The sequence below is a fragment of the Mycoplana sp. 10N416 genome (assembly GCF_056394765.1).
Genome location: NZ_JBFTIM010000002.1, coordinates 518222 through 536093 on the forward strand (window position 1 = coordinate 518222; position 17872 = coordinate 536093).

The 17872-nt window shown below is 64.5% G+C and carries 13 protein-coding genes; 8 read left to right on the plus strand and 5 right to left on the minus strand.

Annotation, left to right across the window (positions count from 1 at the left end; translation table 11 throughout):
• Window position 1: 1 nt before the first annotated feature.
• Entirely contained in the window at window positions 2-2080 is a 2079-nt protein-coding gene (locus AC1DDS_RS06715; protein WP_477478166.1) for a transketolase C-terminal domain-containing protein, read from the minus strand.
• 128 nt (window positions 2081-2208) lie between these two features.
• Here AC1DDS_RS06715 and AC1DDS_RS06720 point away from each other — a divergent pair, with 128 nt between their 5' ends.
• The 7 genes from AC1DDS_RS06720 to abc-f all read left to right on the plus strand — a co-directional run bounded on the left by AC1DDS_RS06720 (window position 2209) and on the right by abc-f (window position 11568).
• The gene (locus AC1DDS_RS06720) at window positions 2209-2676 is read left to right on the plus strand and encodes an Lrp/AsnC family transcriptional regulator (RefSeq protein ID WP_310414004.1); all 468 of its coding nucleotides are present in this window, start codon (window positions 2209-2211) and stop codon (window positions 2674-2676) included.
• Window positions 2677-2870: 194 nt separating this feature from the next.
• On the plus strand, window positions 2871-3809 hold the full coding sequence (locus AC1DDS_RS06725; RefSeq protein ID WP_477478167.1) for an ImuA family protein: 939 nt from the start codon (window positions 2871-2873) through the stop codon (window positions 3807-3809).
• Window positions 3760-5280: a Y-family DNA polymerase gene (locus AC1DDS_RS06730; protein WP_477478255.1), complete on the plus strand. Its 1521-nt coding sequence runs from the start codon at window positions 3760-3762 to the stop codon at window positions 5278-5280. Before AC1DDS_RS06725 ends, AC1DDS_RS06730 begins: the two co-directional genes overlap by 50 nt.
• Window positions 5277-8636, plus strand: coding sequence for an error-prone DNA polymerase (locus AC1DDS_RS06735; RefSeq protein WP_477478168.1), 3360 nt, complete (start codon window positions 5277-5279; stop codon window positions 8634-8636). Before AC1DDS_RS06730 ends, AC1DDS_RS06735 begins: the two co-directional genes overlap by 4 nt.
• A 283-nt stretch (window positions 8637-8919) precedes the next feature.
• Complete coding sequence (locus AC1DDS_RS06740) at window positions 8920-9231, plus strand: (2Fe-2S)-binding protein (RefSeq protein WP_310414332.1); 312 nt, start codon at window positions 8920-8922, stop codon at window positions 9229-9231.
• On the plus strand, window positions 9197-9682 hold the full coding sequence (gene bfr, locus AC1DDS_RS06745; RefSeq protein WP_310414013.1) for a bacterioferritin: 486 nt from the start codon (window positions 9197-9199) through the stop codon (window positions 9680-9682). Before AC1DDS_RS06740 ends, bfr begins: the two co-directional genes overlap by 35 nt.
• A 263-nt stretch (window positions 9683-9945) precedes the next feature.
• Entirely contained in the window at window positions 9946-11568 is a 1623-nt protein-coding gene (gene abc-f, locus AC1DDS_RS06750) for a ribosomal protection-like ABC-F family protein (protein WP_477478169.1), read from the plus strand.
• Window positions 11569-11653: 85 nt separating this feature from the next.
• On the opposite strand, the gene purH is transcribed toward abc-f, so the two are convergent.
• From purH to htpX, 4 genes are all read right to left on the minus strand, one after another.
• Window positions 11654-13264: a bifunctional phosphoribosylaminoimidazolecarboxamide formyltransferase/IMP cyclohydrolase gene (gene purH / locus AC1DDS_RS06755; protein WP_477478170.1), complete on the minus strand. Its 1611-nt coding sequence runs from the start codon at window positions 13262-13264 to the stop codon at window positions 11654-11656.
• A gap of 106 nt (window positions 13265-13370) precedes the next feature.
• The gene (locus AC1DDS_RS06760; RefSeq protein ID WP_477478171.1) at window positions 13371-15056 is read right to left on the minus strand and encodes a heparinase II/III family protein; all 1686 of its coding nucleotides are present in this window, start codon (window positions 15054-15056) and stop codon (window positions 13371-13373) included.
• A gap of 135 nt (window positions 15057-15191) precedes the next feature.
• A complete protein-coding gene (locus AC1DDS_RS06765; protein WP_477478172.1) occupies window positions 15192-16589 on the minus strand; it encodes an RsmB/NOP family class I SAM-dependent RNA methyltransferase in 1398 nt (465 codons plus the stop codon).
• Window positions 16580-17542: a zinc metalloprotease HtpX gene (gene htpX / locus AC1DDS_RS06770; protein ID WP_477478173.1), complete on the minus strand. Its 963-nt coding sequence runs from the start codon at window positions 17540-17542 to the stop codon at window positions 16580-16582. The genes AC1DDS_RS06765 and htpX overlap by 10 nt, the downstream gene beginning before the upstream one ends.
• 128 nt (window positions 17543-17670) lie before the next feature.
• Here htpX and AC1DDS_RS06775 point away from each other — a divergent pair, with 128 nt between their 5' ends.
• The gene (locus tag AC1DDS_RS06775; RefSeq protein ID WP_477478174.1) at window positions 17671-17868 is read left to right on the plus strand and encodes a DUF1674 domain-containing protein; all 198 of its coding nucleotides are present in this window, start codon (window positions 17671-17673) and stop codon (window positions 17866-17868) included.
• The last annotated feature ends 4 nt before the right edge of the window (window positions 17869-17872 follow it).

Below are 17872 nucleotides of genomic sequence, written 5' to 3' on the forward strand. Positions count from 1 at the left end.
CTCAGAACTCCACCAGGGACTGGATCTTTTCGCGGATGCGTTCGACGGAAGGCACGACCCAGTCGAGCAGCACCGGATTGTGCGGGCTCGGAATGTCCGGCATCGTCAGGCGGGAGACGGGCGCGTCGAGGTCCATGAAGGCTTCGTCGGCGACGACGGCGGATATTTCCGCGCCGAAGCCGGCCGTGCCGAGATCCTCGTGCACGATCAGGCAGCGCCGGGTGCGCCGCACCGACGACAGCACCGCCTCCCGGTCCCAGGGCATCAAGGTGCGAAGGTCGATCACATCGGCAGAAATGCCTTCCGCGGCCTCCTCGCAGCGCGGCACCATCGCCCCCCAGGTGACGATGGTGATGACGTCGCCCTGTCTGGTGAAGCGGGCCTTGCCGAAGGGCAGGGCGAAATCGTCGCCCGGATAGGGCCGGCGTGCCCAGGCATGGTCGAGCATCGCGCGATGCTCGAAGAAGATCACCGGGTCGTTGCCGCGCAGCGCCGTGCGCAGCAGGCCGACGGCATCCTCGGCATTGGAAGGCACGGCGACCTGCCAGCCCGGCTGATGGACGAAGGCGACCTCGTTCGTCTGGCTATGCCAGGGATCCCCGCATTTGAAGAAGCCGCCCGGCATGCGTAGCACGATCGGGGCGGCGAAGCGGTTGTTGGTCCGCCAGCGGATCGTGCCACAATCGTTGATCTGTTCGGTAGCCGGCTCAGCATATTTGCGGAACTGGATCTCCGGCACCGGCACGAGGCCGGCAAGCGCCATGCCGACGGCGCGACCGACAATGCCCTCCTCCGACAACGAGGTGTCGAAGACCCGCTCCTTGCCGAATTTCTCCTGCAGGCCAAGTGTCACCGCGTGGACACCGCCCTTCGGCCCAATATCCTCGCCGAAGAGGACGACGCGCTCATTGATGGAGAGTTCGCGGTCGAGCGTGCGCCGGATCGCTGTCACCATGTTGATGCGCTGGCCGTCGCCGGCCGGTTGATCGCTCGTCGGCGGCGCAAGGTAGCCAAGACTGTGCTGGCCGCCCATCTGCTGCATCTCGCCCTCGAAGAAGACGTGGCTGGTAACGGTCTGCGGATCGGCGACTGGCCGAGCCTCGGCGGCCTCGCGGGCGGCCTCGACGGCAGACGCCGCCTGGGCAACGGAGGCCTGCCACTCCTCCGCACTCATCACGGCGGGAACGAGATAGTCCTTCAGCCGCGGCAGCGGATCGCGGGCCCATTCGGCCCGCACGACATTTTCGCTCTTGTAGGTCTGCGTATCCTGGAAGCTGTGGCCTTCGAGGCGGGGCACGGTGAGCCGCAGAAGCGCCGGCGCGCGGTTCTCCCTGACGAAGTCCACCGCCTCCGTCGTCAGCCGCGCGGCCTCGGCGGGGTCGCAGCCGTCGCCGTCGAACACGGCCAGGTTCCGCCAGCCGGAGAGGTTGGCGGCGATGTTGCCGCCCGGCGTCTGCAGGGTGGAGGGAACCGAAATGCCGTAGCCATTGTCCTCGACGTAGAACAGCATCGGCAGGGCTTGCGTGGTAGCAATCGTCAGCGCCGACCAGAAGCCGTTCGAGGCGACCGAGCCATCACCGCCGAGCACGACAGCGATGGCACGGTCGTAGTCCGACTGCTTGAGCACCGTGCGGCAATATTCGATCGCCTGGGCCCAGCCGGCCGTCGGCGTGTATTGCGAGCCGACGCCGCCGCACATGGGCAGCGCCGAGGCGCCGCTGCGGTTCGGGTAGTTGAACACGACGCCGATGTCGCGGCCATCCGAATAGCCGCCGGCCCGGCCCATGGCCGAGGCGAGGGCATCCGCCGGATCAACGCCGAGCGCCAGGAGGAGAGGGCGGGAGCGATAGTAGCCGCATGCACCGTCATGCCGCTCCGTCAGTCGGCAGCCGAGCAGGATCTGCGCCATGTCGTGGCCACGGGCGGAGAACTGGTAGAGCACCTTCTTCTCCGGCACCAGCCGCGTCTCTTCCATCTCGTCGAGTGCCCGGGACAACTGGAGGAGATAGGCAATGCGCTTCCAGTCAATCGTCTCGTCCGGCGCATTGCGAACGATCCGTCTTAGCGCTGCCTGTGCCATCTCGGCGTCCTCCTCCGCGATACAATCCCATGAGAAATGATAATACGGCTTGACCGTGAGTTCCTTTCAGAGTTCTGCTGGAATGATGCATCCTTGAAACATACGTTTCACATGAGGGAAGAAAACGAATGAACCATATCGAGCTTGATGCCATCGACCGGCAGATCCTCCGCGTGCTCCAGCACCAGGCCGATATCAGCCACGCCGCCCTGGCCGAGAAGGTCGGCGCCTCGAGCGCGTCGTGCTGGCGCCGGATCAAGGCACTGGAGGCTGCCGGCGTGCTCGGAAAGACCGTTCGCCTGGTGGAGCCGGAGGCGATCGGCCGGGGGTTGAACGTCTTCTGTCAGGTGCGGATGAAGAGCCACGATCCCGTCGCTCGGCGGGATTTCGAGCGGTTCGTCGAAAGCCACGACGAGGTGCTCGAATGCTATTCGATGTCGGGCGAATGGGACTATCTGCTGCGCGTGGTGGCGGCGGATGTACGCGACTACGAACGGCTTTTAATGCATGGCATTCTCACCCATGAGGCCGTTGCGAATTCATCCTCGCATTTTGCTCTCAAGAGCGTGAAGTACACGACGGCACTGCCGGTTTAACGTCCCCAAATTGCCGACGCTGGCGGCGCCGGATCTTTCCAGGTCCCGCGCTTTTCCTCGAATATCGTCAGCCACTCCCGCATCCGGGAGCACGCGCGGCTTTGTGATCGCGCCAGTTCAAATTGCCGTTGACTCTTGTCCGGCGTTCTGGAATCCATAAGAACATAACAGGAACAAATAAAGGAACGAACGTCATGGCAACGCCTGCCTTGGCGCAGAGGCGGCTTTTTGCCCTGCGTGAGACCATCGCCCGCATCGAGAATGCCGATGGTCCTGGTCTGGCCGGACGCAAGCGCCGCTGGCAGTGGGATATGCAGGGGTCGCCGGGCGATGCGTCGCCTTTTTCCGAATCCGGCGAAACAGGCGGCCTCGAAGCTATTTTCAATGGCGATCTACCGGCTTGCGGTCTCGTCGAGATCCGCAACGCGCAGACCCGCGATATGGGGGCTGCAACCGGTTTCTCCCTGGCCTTGGCCGCGCTTCGTCAGGACCGGACCGAGAAGGGCCAAGGCGCAACACTCTGGATCGGTCAGGCGCTGGCATCCTCCGAAGCCGGCATACCTTACGGCCCGGGCCTGAAAAAGCACGGCCTCGATCCGACCCGTATGCTTCTTGCCAGGCCACGGACGATCGCAGATGCGCTCTTGATGGCGGAGACGGCACTCGGCGTGCCGGCCTTTTCCACCGTCATCCTGGAGATCCGCGGCAATCCCACCGGATTCGGGCTGACCGAAAGCCGCCGGCTGCAACTGCGGGCCAAGGCGAACGGCACCCTGCTCCTGCTTCTGCGCCAGGCCGGCGAGGAGGAGGCGAGCAGCGCGCTCTACCGGCTGCGCATCGATCCGGCCCCGGCTTGCGAACGCCCATTGCCAGACGGAACCACGCTGGCCGGCAGCATCGCCAATCCCGTCTTCCTGGTCACGCCGGAGAAGAACAAGACCGCCGACCCCGTCGGCATCCTCCTGGAGTGGAACTCCCATGACCGCCGCTTTTACCGCCTCGACCCCCGCCCTGCCGTTCCTCAAGAAGAGCAGCGACCAGCGGATCCTCTGTCTATGGTTTCCCTATCTGCCCGCCGATCGGGTGGCGCGGCAGCGTTGGGGGAGGTCGTGGCTTTCAAGGGGGCGTCCTGAGCATCCGCCGGTCGCCTTCGCCGGCCGCAGCGACAGTGCCATGCGGCTCGCCTTCCTCGACCGGGAAGCCGAACGGATCGGCCTTCGCAAGGGGCAGGGCGTCACAGAAGCGCGCGCGATCTGTCCGGCGCTGGACATTCTTCCTGCCGATCCGGCCGCGGACAGGGCCCTGCTCGAGGCCCTCGCCGACTGGTGCGACCGTTACACGCCGCTCATCGCGCTGGAGGGCGCCGACGGCCTCTATCTCGACATCACCGGCTGCACCCATCTCCATGGCGGCGAGCGGGCGCTGCTCGATGACGTGCTGTCGCGCCTCTTTTCGCTCGGCATCGAGGCGCGCGGGGCGATCGCGGCCTCACCCGGCCTTTCCTGGGCGGCCGCCCATTTCGGCGACGGCGGCGTGATCGATGCCGATGCGGCGCAGGATGTGCTCGCTCGCTTGCCGGTCGCAGCCCTGCGCCTGCCTGAGGACGTGCTCGGGCCGCTCGGCCGGGTCGGGCTGAAGTCGATCGGCGATCTCCTGCCCCTACCGCGCGCACCGCTCGCCCGTCGCTTCGGCCCCCTGCCGCTCCTCAGGCTCGATCAGGCGCTGGGGCTGGAGGATGAACCGATTTCACCGCGCTTGGCCGTGCCGATGCTGTCGGCGGAGCGGCGGCTGTTCGACCCCATCCAGTCCGAGGAGGACATTCTTGCACTTGCCACCCATCTTGCCGGCACCTTGAAAGAAGGACTTGAACGGCGCGGCGAGGGCGGGCGCCTGTTCGCGCTGTTGCTCTTTCGGGTGGACGGCCGCGTTTTCCGCATCCAGGCCGCCACCTCGGCGCCGCTCAGAGACCCCGAGCGGATCGCCCTGCTCTTCCGCGAACGGCTGTCGGCCGTGCATGATGACCTCGATGCCGGTTACGGTTTCGAGATTGTCCGGCTTTGCGTGCTCACAAGCGAGGCCTTCGCGGCGATGCAGCAGGATTTTGCCGCCGACACCGGCGAAAGCCAGTCGCTTTCGGGCTATGCCGACCAGATCGTGGCCCGCTTCGGGCCGGAAAGCCTGCTCGCCGTCACCCTGCCGGAAAGCCACGTGCCGGAGCGCGCCGCACACCTTGCGCCCGTCGCCGAGCACTGGGACCACGAGCGGGCCGTCGGTCGGAACGGAAAGCCGGCACTCGCGACGGCCATCCTCGGTGATCGTCCTTTGCGCCTGTTCGCGCCACCCGAGCCGGTCGAGACCCTGGCGGGCGTGCCGGAGGATGCGCCGAAGACCTTCCGCTGGCGCAGGAGCTTTCATCGGATCACCCGCACGGAAGGACCGGAGAGGATTGCCGGCGAATGGTGGGTCGACGGCGAGGACCAGCCGGCCCGGGACTACTTCAAAGTCGAGGACGAGGCCGGCCGCCGCTACTGGCTTTTTCGCGCGGGAGCGTATGGGGCGCAGCCACAACTGCCGCGCTGGTTCATCCACGGGGTCTTCGCATGAGCGACGCTCTCGCCTTCTACGAATTCGGCGCGCGCAGCAATTTTTCCTTCCTGGAAGGGGCGGCGCCTGCCGAGGCCATGGTGGAAGCCGCCAGCCGGATCGGCCTTTCCGGCCTCGGCATCGCCGACCGCAACACGGTTGCCGGTGTGGTGCGGGCATACTCCAAGGCACGGGTCGAAGGCCTGCCCTTCCAGCCCGGTGCCCGCCTTGTCTTTGCCGACGAGACGCCCGACGTCCTCGCCTATCCGCAAAACCGGTCGGGCTGGGCCCATCTCTGCCGTCTGTTGAGCCTCGGAAACCTGCGCGCGAATAAGGGCGAGTGCCTCCTTTACCTGCCAGACCTTCTGGAATGGCAGGCGGACCTCCAGCTCATCGTTATGCCGGCCGCCGGCCGACCCGAGCCGGAGCGTCTTAGGCCCCTGCTTGCGCGCTTGCGGGAGCGCGTCGACGACAGGCTCTTTCTGGCGCTGGTACCGCGCCGTGACGGTTTCGACCGGCATGACCTTGCCGTGCTGGCGCAGCTCGCCCGCGAAAACCGCATCCGGCCGATTGCCACCAACGACGCGCTTTACGATGTCGCGCAGCGCCGCCCGCTCGCCGACGTGGTCGCCGCCATCCGCCGCAAGACGCCGATTGCGGAGCTGGGTTTTCACCGGCAGGCCAATGCAGAGCGATACCTGAAGGGTTTCGCCGAGATGGCGAGGCTGTTGCGCGACCATCCGGAGGCGATCGCCAATACGGCGCGCTTCTTCCACGGCCTCGCCTTCAACCTGGAGGAACTGAGCCACCAGTATCCAGATGAATCCGAGGAGGGTATGACCCCGGCCGAGACACTGCGGCGGCTCGTGCGCAAAGGCGGGGCCGAACGCTACCCCGATGGCATTCCGGCCAAGGTCGAGGAGAGGTTGTCTTACGAACTCGGGCTGATCGAACGGAAGAAATACGAGCCTTACTTTCTGACCGTGCACAAGTTGGTGACCTTTGCCAGAAGCGAAGGAATTCTCTGCCAGGGACGTGGTTCGGCTGCCAATTCCTCGGTCTGCTACTGCCTGGGCATCACGGAGGTCGATCCGAACAGGTTCACGCTGCTCTTTGACCGCTTCATCTCCGAGGACCGCGACGAGCCACCGGATATCGACGTCGACTTCGAACACGAACGGCGCGAGGAGGTCATCCAGTACATCTACAAGACCTACGGCAAGGAACATGCAGGGCTGGCGGCGGCGGTCATCAGCTACCGCGGTCGCTCGGCCGGCCGCGAGGTCGCCAAGGCCTTCGGCCTGTCGGAGGATGTCCAGTCAGCTCTGTCGGGTTCGATCTGGGGCTGGGGGCGCTCGTCCTTCTCCGAGGAACAGGTCAAGGCGGCCGGCCTCGACATGGGCGACCCGACGACGATGAAGGTGCTGTCCTATGCCGGGCAACTGATGGATTTTCCCCGGCATCTTTCGCAGCATGTCGGCGGCTTCCTCATCACCCGCGACCGGCTCGACGAGGTCGTGCCGATCATGCCGACGGCCATGCCCGGCCGCTACATGGTGGAATGGGACAAGGACGACCTCGACACGCTGAAGCTCCTGAAGGTCGACGTGCTGGCGCTCGGCATGCTGACCTGCATCGCCAAGGCGTTTTCGCTGCTGGAAACCCATTACGGCGAAAGCAAAACGCTGGCAAAAATCTATCCGGATCAAAAGGACGAGGTCTACGACATGATCTGCCGCGCCGACACGCTCGGCGTCTTCCAGATCGAAAGCCGGGCGCAGATGAGCATGCTGCCGCGCCTGAGACCGCGCGAGTTCTATGATCTCGTCATCGAGGTGGCGATCGTCCGCCCCGGGCCGATCCAGGGCGACATGGTTCATCCCTATCTGAAACGGCGCGAGGCGGTCAGAGCCGGCCGGAAGATCCGCTATCCGAGCAAGGAACTGGAAAGCGTGCTGGAGCGCACGCTCGGCGTGCCGCTGTTCCAGGAGCAGGCAATGCAGATCGCCATCACCGCCGCCGGCTTTTCCCCCGCCGAGGCCGACCGCCTGCGCCGCGCCATGGCGACCTTCAAGCGTACCGGCACGATCGGCACCTTTCGCGACAAGATGATCGAGGGCATGGTCGGCAAGGGTTATGAGCGGGCATTCGCGGAGCGCTGCTTCCGCCAGATCGAGGGGTTCGGCGAGTACGGCTTTCCGGAGAGCCACGCCGCCTCCTTCGCGCTCCTCGTCTATGCCTCCTCCTGGCTCAAGGCCTATTATCCGGATGTCTTCTGCGCGGCGATCCTGAACTCCCAGCCGATGGGCTTCTATGCACCGGCGCAGTTGGTGCGCGATGCGCGCGAACATGGCGTCGACGTGCGTCCCGTCGACGTGAACCGTTCCACCTGGGACTGCCTGCTGGAGGGCGAGGGCCTGTTCGACCCTGCCGCAATCGCCCCACGCCACCGCCAGATGTCCGGGATGATCCGCTCGAAAAAGGCCGTGCGGCTGGGCTTCCGGCTGGTCAAGGGCCTGAGGGAGACGGACATGGCAAGTCTTGCCGCCCGTCGCGGCGGCGGCTATCGCTCGGTGCGGGACCTCTGGCTTCGCTCCGGTCTGTCGCGCAGCGTCCTGGAACGTCTTGCCGACGCCGATGCCTTCAGGTCGATGGGCCTCGATCGACGACAGGCGCTCTGGGCCGTCAAGGCCCTCGACGACAGAGGCGCGGCGGGAGCGCTGCCGCTTTTCGACCGGAGCGAAACGGAAGAATTGCGGCCCGAACCGCATGTCCGGCTGCCGATAATGCCGGACGGCGAGCAGGTCATCAACGACTACCGTTACCTGACGCTTTCGCTCAAGGCCCATCCGGTCTCCTTCATGCGCGCCGATTTCGCCCGCCAGGGGATCACGCGGAACAACGCGCTTGAAACGGCGGCAAAAGGCAACACCGTCACGGTGGCCGGCCTCGTGCTGGTGCGGCAACAGCCGGGTTCGGCCAAGGGGGTCGTCTTCATGACGATCGAGGACGAAACGGGAATCGCCAATATCATCGTCTGGCGAAAGATGATGGAGAAATACCGCGGCGTGGTGATGGGCGCGCGACTCGTCAAGGTGCGCGGCCGACTGCAGCGGGAAAGCGGCGTCATCCACGTCGTTGCCGACCATTTGGAGGACATGAGTGGAATGCTCGGTCTTCTGAAAGGCGAGTTGCACAGCTTTGGCGCCATGAGCCGCGCGGACGAGATCATTCATCCGGTGGACGAGGATGCGCGCGCGAAGCGGGCGCTGCGGCAGTTGCGCCTGGCAGGAAAAGATTTGACCCGGGAGAGGGAGGCAAAGTCCGTCCTGCGGCAGACCGCAGATGTCATACCGAAAGGTCGCAACTTCCACTGATACTGCCGAACGTGCTGGACCACCTGTCGAGGCAATCGCCCAACCCCGAACCGGCCGGTGCAGCCACAACAAAAAGTGATCGGCCGCACAGACCTGGCATTTGTGCGGCCTGGGCCGGAAGTGTTTCTTCCCAATCGCTTGAAAACACGATCAGTTTTCTCAAGTTTAGAATGATTACAAACAGATACGGCAGCAGTGCTACCTTGTTATATCTTGACAGCAACGGTCCCCTTTTGCTTAATCGCCGGAATTCAAGGCATTGCGCATGGGGCAGGCAGGACAGATGCTGGTTTGCAGCTGCAACTTCATCAGCGATAAAGAGATCGTCGACGTCATCAACGAACTCCTCGACCAGGATTGCTGGCAGCTGATCGTGCCCGCAAAAGTCTATCACGCGATGGGAAAGCGAGGCCGCTGCTGCGGCTGCTTCCCCAATGTCGTCGACATCATCGTGCGCACCACTGAACAGTATCATGCCGAGCGGCCCTCGACGGACGCAGAGATATTTGATTTCATGATCCGCCTCAAACAGTTCCACGAAGACAACAGGAGAGCGGACCTTGAAAGGCGACAAAAAAGTCATCGAGCAGCTTAACGAAGCGCTTTTTCTCGAACTCGGCGCCGTCAACCAGTACTGGCTCCACTACCGACTCCTCGAGGACTGGGGATACACCCTCCTCGCCAAGAAGGAGCGGGAGGAATCGATCGAGGAAATGCACCACGCCGACAAGCTGGTGGCCCGCATCATCTTCCTCGAGGGCCATCCCAACCTGCAGACCCTTGCCCCCCTGCGCATCGGCCAGAACGTCCAGGAAGTCCTGGAGGCCGACCTCGCCGGCGAGTATGACGCGCGCACGGCCTACAAGAAGTCGCGCGATATCTGCCACGACGCCGGCGACTACGTCAGCATGAAGCTCTTCGAAGAACTTCTCAGCGACGAAGAAGGCCACATCGACTTCCTAGAGACTCAGCTTGGCCTGCTGAAGCAGCTTGGCATCGAAAAATACGGCCAGCTCAACGCCGCCCCGGCCAACGAAGCGGAATAGCCGCAAACACCTTGGAGACGCAGGCCGCGTGGGCCTGCGCCTCCAGTCGCGATCGCCAAGGCAACGAACCATCAATCAATCCGGGCTTTTCCGCACGGTCGCGCCACGGTAATCTCGCGTTCGCTTCAGTATTGCCGCGTCACGGCAAGCCGACACATGACGCTGCCTGGCTGGAAGTAGAGTGCTGATCCTCCGAGAGCGTGCGTGACAGTGGATCGGGCGCATGTCATAGGAGTGCCCGCAAACCGACCGGGCAACTCCTCATGATACGCATCGACAGCATCAGCAAGTCCAACAGCCATCGCATCCTCTACATCGAAGCCTCCGCCGCCCTGAACCGTGGCGAGAAGATCGGGCTCGTTGGGCCGAACGGCGCGGGCAAGACGACACTTTTCCGCATGATCACCGGCGAGGAGCAGCCGGATGAGGGGCAGGTCTCGGTCGATAAGGGCATTACCGTTGGCTATTTCGACCAGGATGTCGGAGAAATGGCCGGACATTCGGCCGTCGCCGAGGTGATGGAAGGCGCCGGTCCGGTGAGCGCCGTGGCCGCGGAACTGCGCGAGCTCGAGGCGGCCATGTCGGATCCGGAGCGAATGGACGACATGGATGCCATCATCGAACGCTATGGCGAGGTGCAGGCGCGCTACGAAGAACTCGATGGGTATGCGCTGGAGGGACGGGCGCGCGAAGTCCTGGCCGGGCTCGGCTTCGCCCAGGAGATGATGGACGGCGACGTCGCCAAGCTGTCCGGCGGCTGGAAGATGCGCGTGGCGCTCGCCCGCATCCTGTTGATGCGGCCGGACGTCATGCTGCTCGACGAGCCGAGCAACCACCTCGATCTCGAAAGCCTGATCTGGCTGGAATCCTTTCTGAAGGGCTATGACGGCGCACTCCTGATGACGTCGCATGACCGCGAGTTCATGGACCGGATCGTCACCAAGATCATAGAAATCGATGCCGGCGCACTGACGACCTATTCCGGCGACTACGGCTTCTATGAAGCGCAGCGGGCGCTGAACGAGAAGCAGCAACAGGCCCAGTTCGAGCGTCAGCAGGCGATGCTGGCCAAGGAAATCAAGTTCATCGAGCGCTTCAAGGCCCGGGCGTCCCACGCTTCACAGGTCCAGAGCCGGGTGAAGAAGCTGGACAAGATCGACCGTGTCGAGCCACCGCGCCGCCGCCAGACGGTCGCCTTCGAGTTCCTGCCGGCGCCGCGCTCCGGCGAGGACGTCATCAGCCTGAAGAATGTTCACAAGGCCTACGGCAGCCGCACGATCTATACCGGCCTCGATTTCATGGTCCGCCGTCGCGAACGCTGGTGCATCATGGGCATCAATGGCGCCGGAAAGTCGACACTGCTCAAGCTGGTAACGGGTACGGCCGCACCGGACAGCGGCAGTGTGTCGCTCGGCGCCAGCGTCAAACTCGGCTATTTCGCCCAGCATTCGATGGACCTGCTCGACGGCGACAGCACGATCCTGCAATGGCTGGAGGAGCGCTTTCCCAAGGCTGGGCAGGCGCCACTTCGCGCGCTCGCCGGCTGTTTCGGTTTTTCCGGCGATGACATCGAGAAGCGCTGCAGGGTCCTTTCCGGCGGCGAGAAGGCGCGATTGGTGATGGCGGCGATGCTGTTCGACCCACCCAATCTCCTCGTTCTCGACGAACCGACGAACCACCTCGACCTCGACACGAAGGAAATGCTGATCAGGGCCCTTTCGGCCTATGAGGGCACGATGCTGTTCGTCTCGCACGACCGCCATTTCCTGGCGGCCCTGTCGAACCGGGTGCTGGAACTGACGCCGGACGGAATCGAGCAATATGGCGGCGGCTACACCGAATACGTGGAGCGCACCGGCCAGGAAGCGCCGGGCCTGCGCGGGTAACGCCCGCCCCGGATCCGAGGGGCCGACAGAATCAGGCAGGCGGCTCCGGCCTCGTTCGAGACCGGAACCTAAGCCTGCCCGCGCCTCAATGGCGGAAGTGGCGCATGCCGGTGAAGACCATCGCCACACCGGCTTCGTCGGCTGCGGCAATCACCTCGGCATCGCGCATCGAACCACCCGGCTGGATCACGGCGGTGGCACCGGCCGCAATCGCCGACAATAGTCCATCCGCAAACGGCAGGAACGCCTCGGAGGCGACCGCCGAGCCACGCGTCAGCGGCTGGGACAAGCCCATCGCCTTTGCGGCCTCCTCCGCCTTGAGTGCGGCGATGCGGGCCGAATCGACGCGGCTCATCTGGCCGGCGCCGATGCCCGCGGTCTGCCCGTCCTTGGCGTAGACGACTGCGTTCGACTTGACGTGCTTGGCGATCTTGAAGGCGAATTTCATGTCCTCGAGCTCCTGGGCCGTCGGTGCGCGCTTCGTCACGACCTTCAGCTCCAGATCCTCCACCATGCCGTTGTCGCGGCTCTGCACCAGAAGGCCGCCCGACACGGTCTTTGCAGAAACCCCGGGGGTGCGGGGATCCGGCAGACCACCGGTTACAAGCAGCCGCAGGTTTGGCTTGCCGGCAATCACGGCGCGCGCCGCGTCATCCGCATCCGGCGCGATGATGACCTCGGTAAAAAGCTTGACGATCTCTCCGGCCGTCTCGGCATCGAGGGTGCTGTTCAGGGCGATGATGCCGCCAAATGCGGACACGGGGTCGCAGGCCAGCGCCCGCATATAGGCTTCCTTCAGGGTCGGCGCCGTCGCGACGCCGCAGGGATTGGCGTGCTTGATGATGGCGCAGGCCGGACCGTTCTCCGGCAGGAACTCCGCAACCAGTTCGAAGGCCGCATCCGTGTCGTTGATGTTGTTATAGGAAAGCTGCTTGCCCTGCAGAAGCGTGGCCGTTGCCACACCGGGGCGGGTGTCGCCGGTGACGTAGAACGCCGCCTTCTGGTGCGGATTTTCGCCGTAGCGCATCTCTTCCTTCAGCACGCCGCCAATCGTGCGGTAGGCCGGCGTGGCGATATCGAGGGCTTCGGCGAACCAGTTGGAAATGGCCGTGTCATAGGCCGCGGTTCGCGCGAACGCTTTCGCCGCCTGGCGTTGGCGGAAGGCGTAGGAGGTCGCACCCGTCGCCAGCTCCTCGATCAGGGCCGGATAGTCGGCAGGATCGGTGACGATCGTCACATAGGCGTGGTTCTTGGCCGAGGCGCGAATCATCGCTGGGCCGCCGATGTCGATGTTTTCCACCGTTGTCGGGTAGTCCCCGCCCTTGGCGCGAACCTCCTCGAATGGGTAGAGATTGATGACGGCGAGGTCGATCGCCTCGATCCCATGCGCCTTCATCGCCTCCACATGATCCGCGTCGTCCCGGATCGCCAGCAGGCCGCCATGGACATTCGGGTGAAGCGTCTTGACGCGGCCGTCCATGATCTCCGGAAAGCCCGTGACCTGCGAGACATCGGTGACCGGGAGGCCGGCATCGCTCAACGCCTTGTGCGTGCCGCCAGTGGAAAGAAGCCGGACGCCCTTACTGGCAAGCGCGCTTGCAAGTTCAACGATGCCGGTCTTGTCGGAAACGGACAGAAGCGCGGTCCTGACCTGAACGCGATCGGGGGCGGGAATTTTCTTGGAAGCGACGGCCATGGGGTATCTCCGGGAGTAGGGGCCGGCGTCCAAGCATGTCGCCGGCGGCGTGCATGCGCCCCGTTAACATAGGCGCGCAGGCGAGGAAACCGCCAATTTCGAGCCGTCAGCGCCGTTCGCGCCGCATGAGCCACTGCAGCTCTGGAACACCCGCGAGCGGCATGGTCAGCGTCAGCTGACGCGCGGCGCGAACGCCGGTCGGATCGGCAAAGAAGACATCCTCTTCCTCGACGACAACGACATCGAGGCAGGAGAAGACCCAACTCTCGCCATCATGGGCGACAAGCCTGATTTCATGGTCGCTCAAGGGAACGATGCGGATCGCCGGATGAATGTGAAAACGAACCACCGCAATGTTCTTGCCGCCCTCCGGCACGGCCCCGTTGGGCTTCACGAACCGCTCCCGCCCGCGAATTTCGGTGCCCGCGGCGTTCAAGTAGATGTCGCGTTCGTATAGCAGGCCGAAATTGTCGAGATAACCGTCGTGGCTGGCCTTCAGGCCTTCCGCGCCGTCGGTTCCGTCGTAGCGCGCAACCCCGACATTCGTTGCGCCCGCGAAAACGACCGGGCCGAGATAGCGGGAGGCGGAAATGCGCGCCGACGAGGTGTCGTTCAATGTCGCCACGGAATGGGCAGCCGTGGCGCGCGACAACTGTCGGATCGCATCGCCGGCGAAGCGCGGCAGGCCCGAATTGACCAGGTACCGGTGCCGTCCCGACGACATCTCCAGGGAGAGGCAACCGGCTGTCGCAGACGTCGAAAGGGGAACGGAGAGCGGCTTGCCCGTGTCGATGATGATCGCGGTGTCACCGGCCGAGATCCGTTCGTAGCCCGTCTGCGGCAGGCCGCGAAAGGGTGCGCCAGCGGTCTCGTCGTACCGCAGAACCGACAACAGTTCGTTCGCGAGTGTATAGGTGGCACCGTTGAACAATGCGAGCTCGCCGCCCTGATGCCGGAAAAAGCGCAGCGCGGGATAGATGCGGTCAATGCAGGGAATGAGCCGCTGCGGGACGTCGTGGCCGAGATTGACGTAGGTCTGCCGAAGCGGCAGCAGGTCGAACAGCAGGTCCAGGCCGACGCGCGGATTGCGTGAAACGTGGCCGCCGTCGGCCAGGATCTGCCGGTCCAGCTCCCGGTCCAGATGCCGGGCGGCGCGACGGATCGTCGAACCCGAGTTCGGCATGGCGATCGACGCCATGGCGAGGGCGGTGCGCACCCGCAGCCGGGTCTCCCCCTCGCGCGTGGCGTCGGCAATGTGCCTGAGGTAGCGAACCTGGAAGGCGAGGTTCTTCAAGAAGCGGCGATAGAAGGAGTAGTCGGCATCGCGCAGAACGACAGGAGAATGGGACAGCCAGGAGATAATGCGTTCGGCAATGACCTCAGGTCGCCAGGCGATACCATCGATGACACGACCATGGGTCTCGATCCAGTCGCCGATCACAGATCGCACGACGGGCGGGGCCGTCTCCTTGTCGGCGATGCGCATGTGCCGAAGCCAGCCGAAGGAATGCAGCCGGCAGGCGAATTCCTCGGAGGGGAGTTCCAGCGCGAAGGGAGACTCGCCGCCGCACTCGAGCATTCGCCCCGCCAGTGGAAACCGCCCGGCAATGATTTCCTCGGCCGTGAACGAATCGGCCGGCCGCAGATCCGTCGGTGCGACGAGAAGCCTGTCTGGCGTGCGGCCGGCAAAGCGCAGCGCCGACACGCGCCCGACGGCCAATCGCCGCGAAAAACGCCGCCACGTCTCATGCCCATACAGATAGACAAGCCGCTGCTGGTCTGAAAGCCGCATCGTTAACAAACTCTTTCCCGCATTCCATTGGTAGGCACAGGATGTCGTTGCGTCAATTCGCCGTGCGGTACGCGGCTGTTGATGGCTGGACGGCGGTGGCGGCTTCATGCGCTGCCGGGGCGGGCATTTTTCTCATTACTGCCGCTGGAGCAGCACGGCATAGAAGCCATCCAGTCCGCCGGCTGTGGCCGCATCTCCCGGCAACATTGCCGGCGTGGCGCGAAACTCGCCAAGCGGCGATATCGCCTCCTCCAAACCCGGCCAACGGGCGGGATCGATGGCAACCCGCGACCAGCCGGACGTGTCGGACAAGACGCGCGCGGTAACCTCCTCGCCCTCAAGAGGATCAAGGGAACAGTTGGAGAAGACGAGATGGCCGCCGGGCCTCACCAGTGTCAGCGCATGCCGGAGAAGTTTCTCCTGCAACTGCGCAAGTTTTGTGATGTCCTGCGGACCTTTCGTCCAGAGCACGTCGGGATGGCGGCGGATGGTCCCGGTCGACGAGCAGGGGGCGTCGAGAAGAACGGCATCGAAGAGATCGTCGGGACGGAAATCGAGAAGGTTCATCTCGACGGTCGTGGCCGACAAGCCGAGCCGATCGAGATTGGCCTCGAGCCGCTTCAGTCGATTTGCATTCTGGTCGAGGGCCGTGACCTTCGCACCCGCGAGTGCAAGTTGCGCGGTCTTGCCGCCAGGGGCGGCGCACAGGTCAGCCACCCGCTGCCCTGCGAGGGAGGGGAACAGCCGCGCCGGGATCGCCGCGGCGGCGTCCTGCACCCACCATTCGCCCTCGGCAAAGCCGTCGAGGTCGGGGATCCGGCCGGCAAATGCCGCCAGGCGCACCGAGCCGGTCGGTAAGAGCTTGCCGCCGAGCCGCGTTGCCCAGGCCTGGGCCTCGGTCTTGACCGTGAGGTCGATCGCCGCTGGCGCAAGCAGCGACTCGGCGATGTTGCTGGCATGATCTTCGCCGTAGACCGCTACCAGCCGGTCGAAGAACCAGCCCGGAACGACCGGAACGGTGTGCGTTGCGGTCAGATGCGGTCCCTTCTCACGCGCTAGACGCCGGAGTACGGCATTCACGAGATTGGCGAATCGGCGGGTGCGCGGGTCGGATTGCGCCTGCTCCACCGCCAAGTCCACGGCGGAGTGGTCCGGAACGTCAAGGTAGAGTATCTGCGCCGACGCAACCGTAAGAACGTGGTAGAGCGCGCGCGCACCCTCTGGCAGCGGCGTTTCCACCAGCGAATCGATGATCACCTGGATCCGCGGAAGGTGGCGGAGGGCGGTGTTGAGCATTGCGCGCACCAGCGCCCGGTCGGCTTCGTTCAGCGCTCGGTAGCCGGGATTGCCGTTGTCCGCGTCAAGCATTCCGTCCAGCGACGTCTGCCGATCGATGACCGCGGCGAGCAACTTCGTGGCGACCTGACGGGATTTTAGGCCAGGCTTTTCGGGCTGTCCGTCCGGTCGGCTATCGCGAGTTCGGGCCGGCGCGCGTTTTTGTTTCGGTTGCGATTCGTTTCTCGTCAAGACCAAGGACCTTTGGGTGGCTCTGAACCACCGCGTCCCCAGCCGGTCGTCGGAACGGAACGCGATTTCCGCCCGGCCTTAGCAGCCCCCGGCTGTCCCGTCGAGGTCTGGCGCATCTGCGCCGCCATTTGCTCGAGCGCGGCGATCCGATTGCCGGTGTCGGGATGGGTCGAGAACAGGTTGTCCATCCGGGCACCGGACAGCGGATTGATGATGAACATATGGGCCGTAGCTGGATTGTGCTCGGCCTCGTCGTTGGGAATCCGGCCGGCTGCCATGGCGATCTTCTGAAGGGCGGTCGCAAGCCACAACGGATTGCCGCAGATCTCGGCGCCGCGCCGATCGGCGGAATATTCTCGGGTGCGGCTGATTGCCATTTGCACCAGCATCGCGGCGAAGGGGGCGACAATCATCGCAACCAGAATCCCGATGAAGCCGAGCGGATTGTTGTTGTTTCCCCGGTTGCCGCCGAAGAACATCGCGAAATTGGCCAGCATCGAGATCGCCCCGGCGATCGTCGCCGTGATCGTCATCGTCAGGGTGTCGCGGTTCTGGACGTGGGCGAGCTCGTGCGCCATGACACCGGCCACCTCTTCGTATGAGAGCGCCTGCAGGAGCCCCGTCGAGGCGGCCACCGCCGCGTTCTCCGGGTTTCGACCGGTCGCAAAAGCGTTCGGCTGGTCGCTGTTGATCACGTAGACCCGCGGCATCGGCAGCCCGGCGCGGGCCGCGAGATCGCGGACGATGCCGTAGTATTCCGGTGCGCTGCGCTCGTCGACTTCCTTGGCGCCGTACATCGACAGCACCATCTTGTCGGCATTCCAATAGGAAAAGAGGTTGGTGGCGGCGGCGATTGCGAGCGCGATCATCATGCCGCTCGTGCCGCCGATCAGAAAGCCGACACCCATGAACAGCGCGGTCATAAAGGCCAGCAGCATTGCCGTGCGGACAAGATTCATGGTTGCCTCCATGCAGAAGCGCGGCTGCGGCGATGTTTCACGTGAATCAAGGCTTTGCCGCGATTGGTATCGTGCCTATATGATGGGGAAGCTAGGGCCGATCTTCAATATCTCGCGACGAGGATGCAATGCAGGGCGACAATGACAATTCCGGCGGCGACGGTCGCGTCCTTCCCCCCGCGGCGGTCCGCGCGCTGAAGGAGGCCGAGGCGCGCCGCGCGGCCGAGAAGCCGGTTCCGCTGCCGCCGGAGATCGGCGGGCGCGGCGGTCTGGATCCGTCCCGCTTCGGCGACTGGGAAATCAACGGCCGCGCGATCGATTTTTGATAGG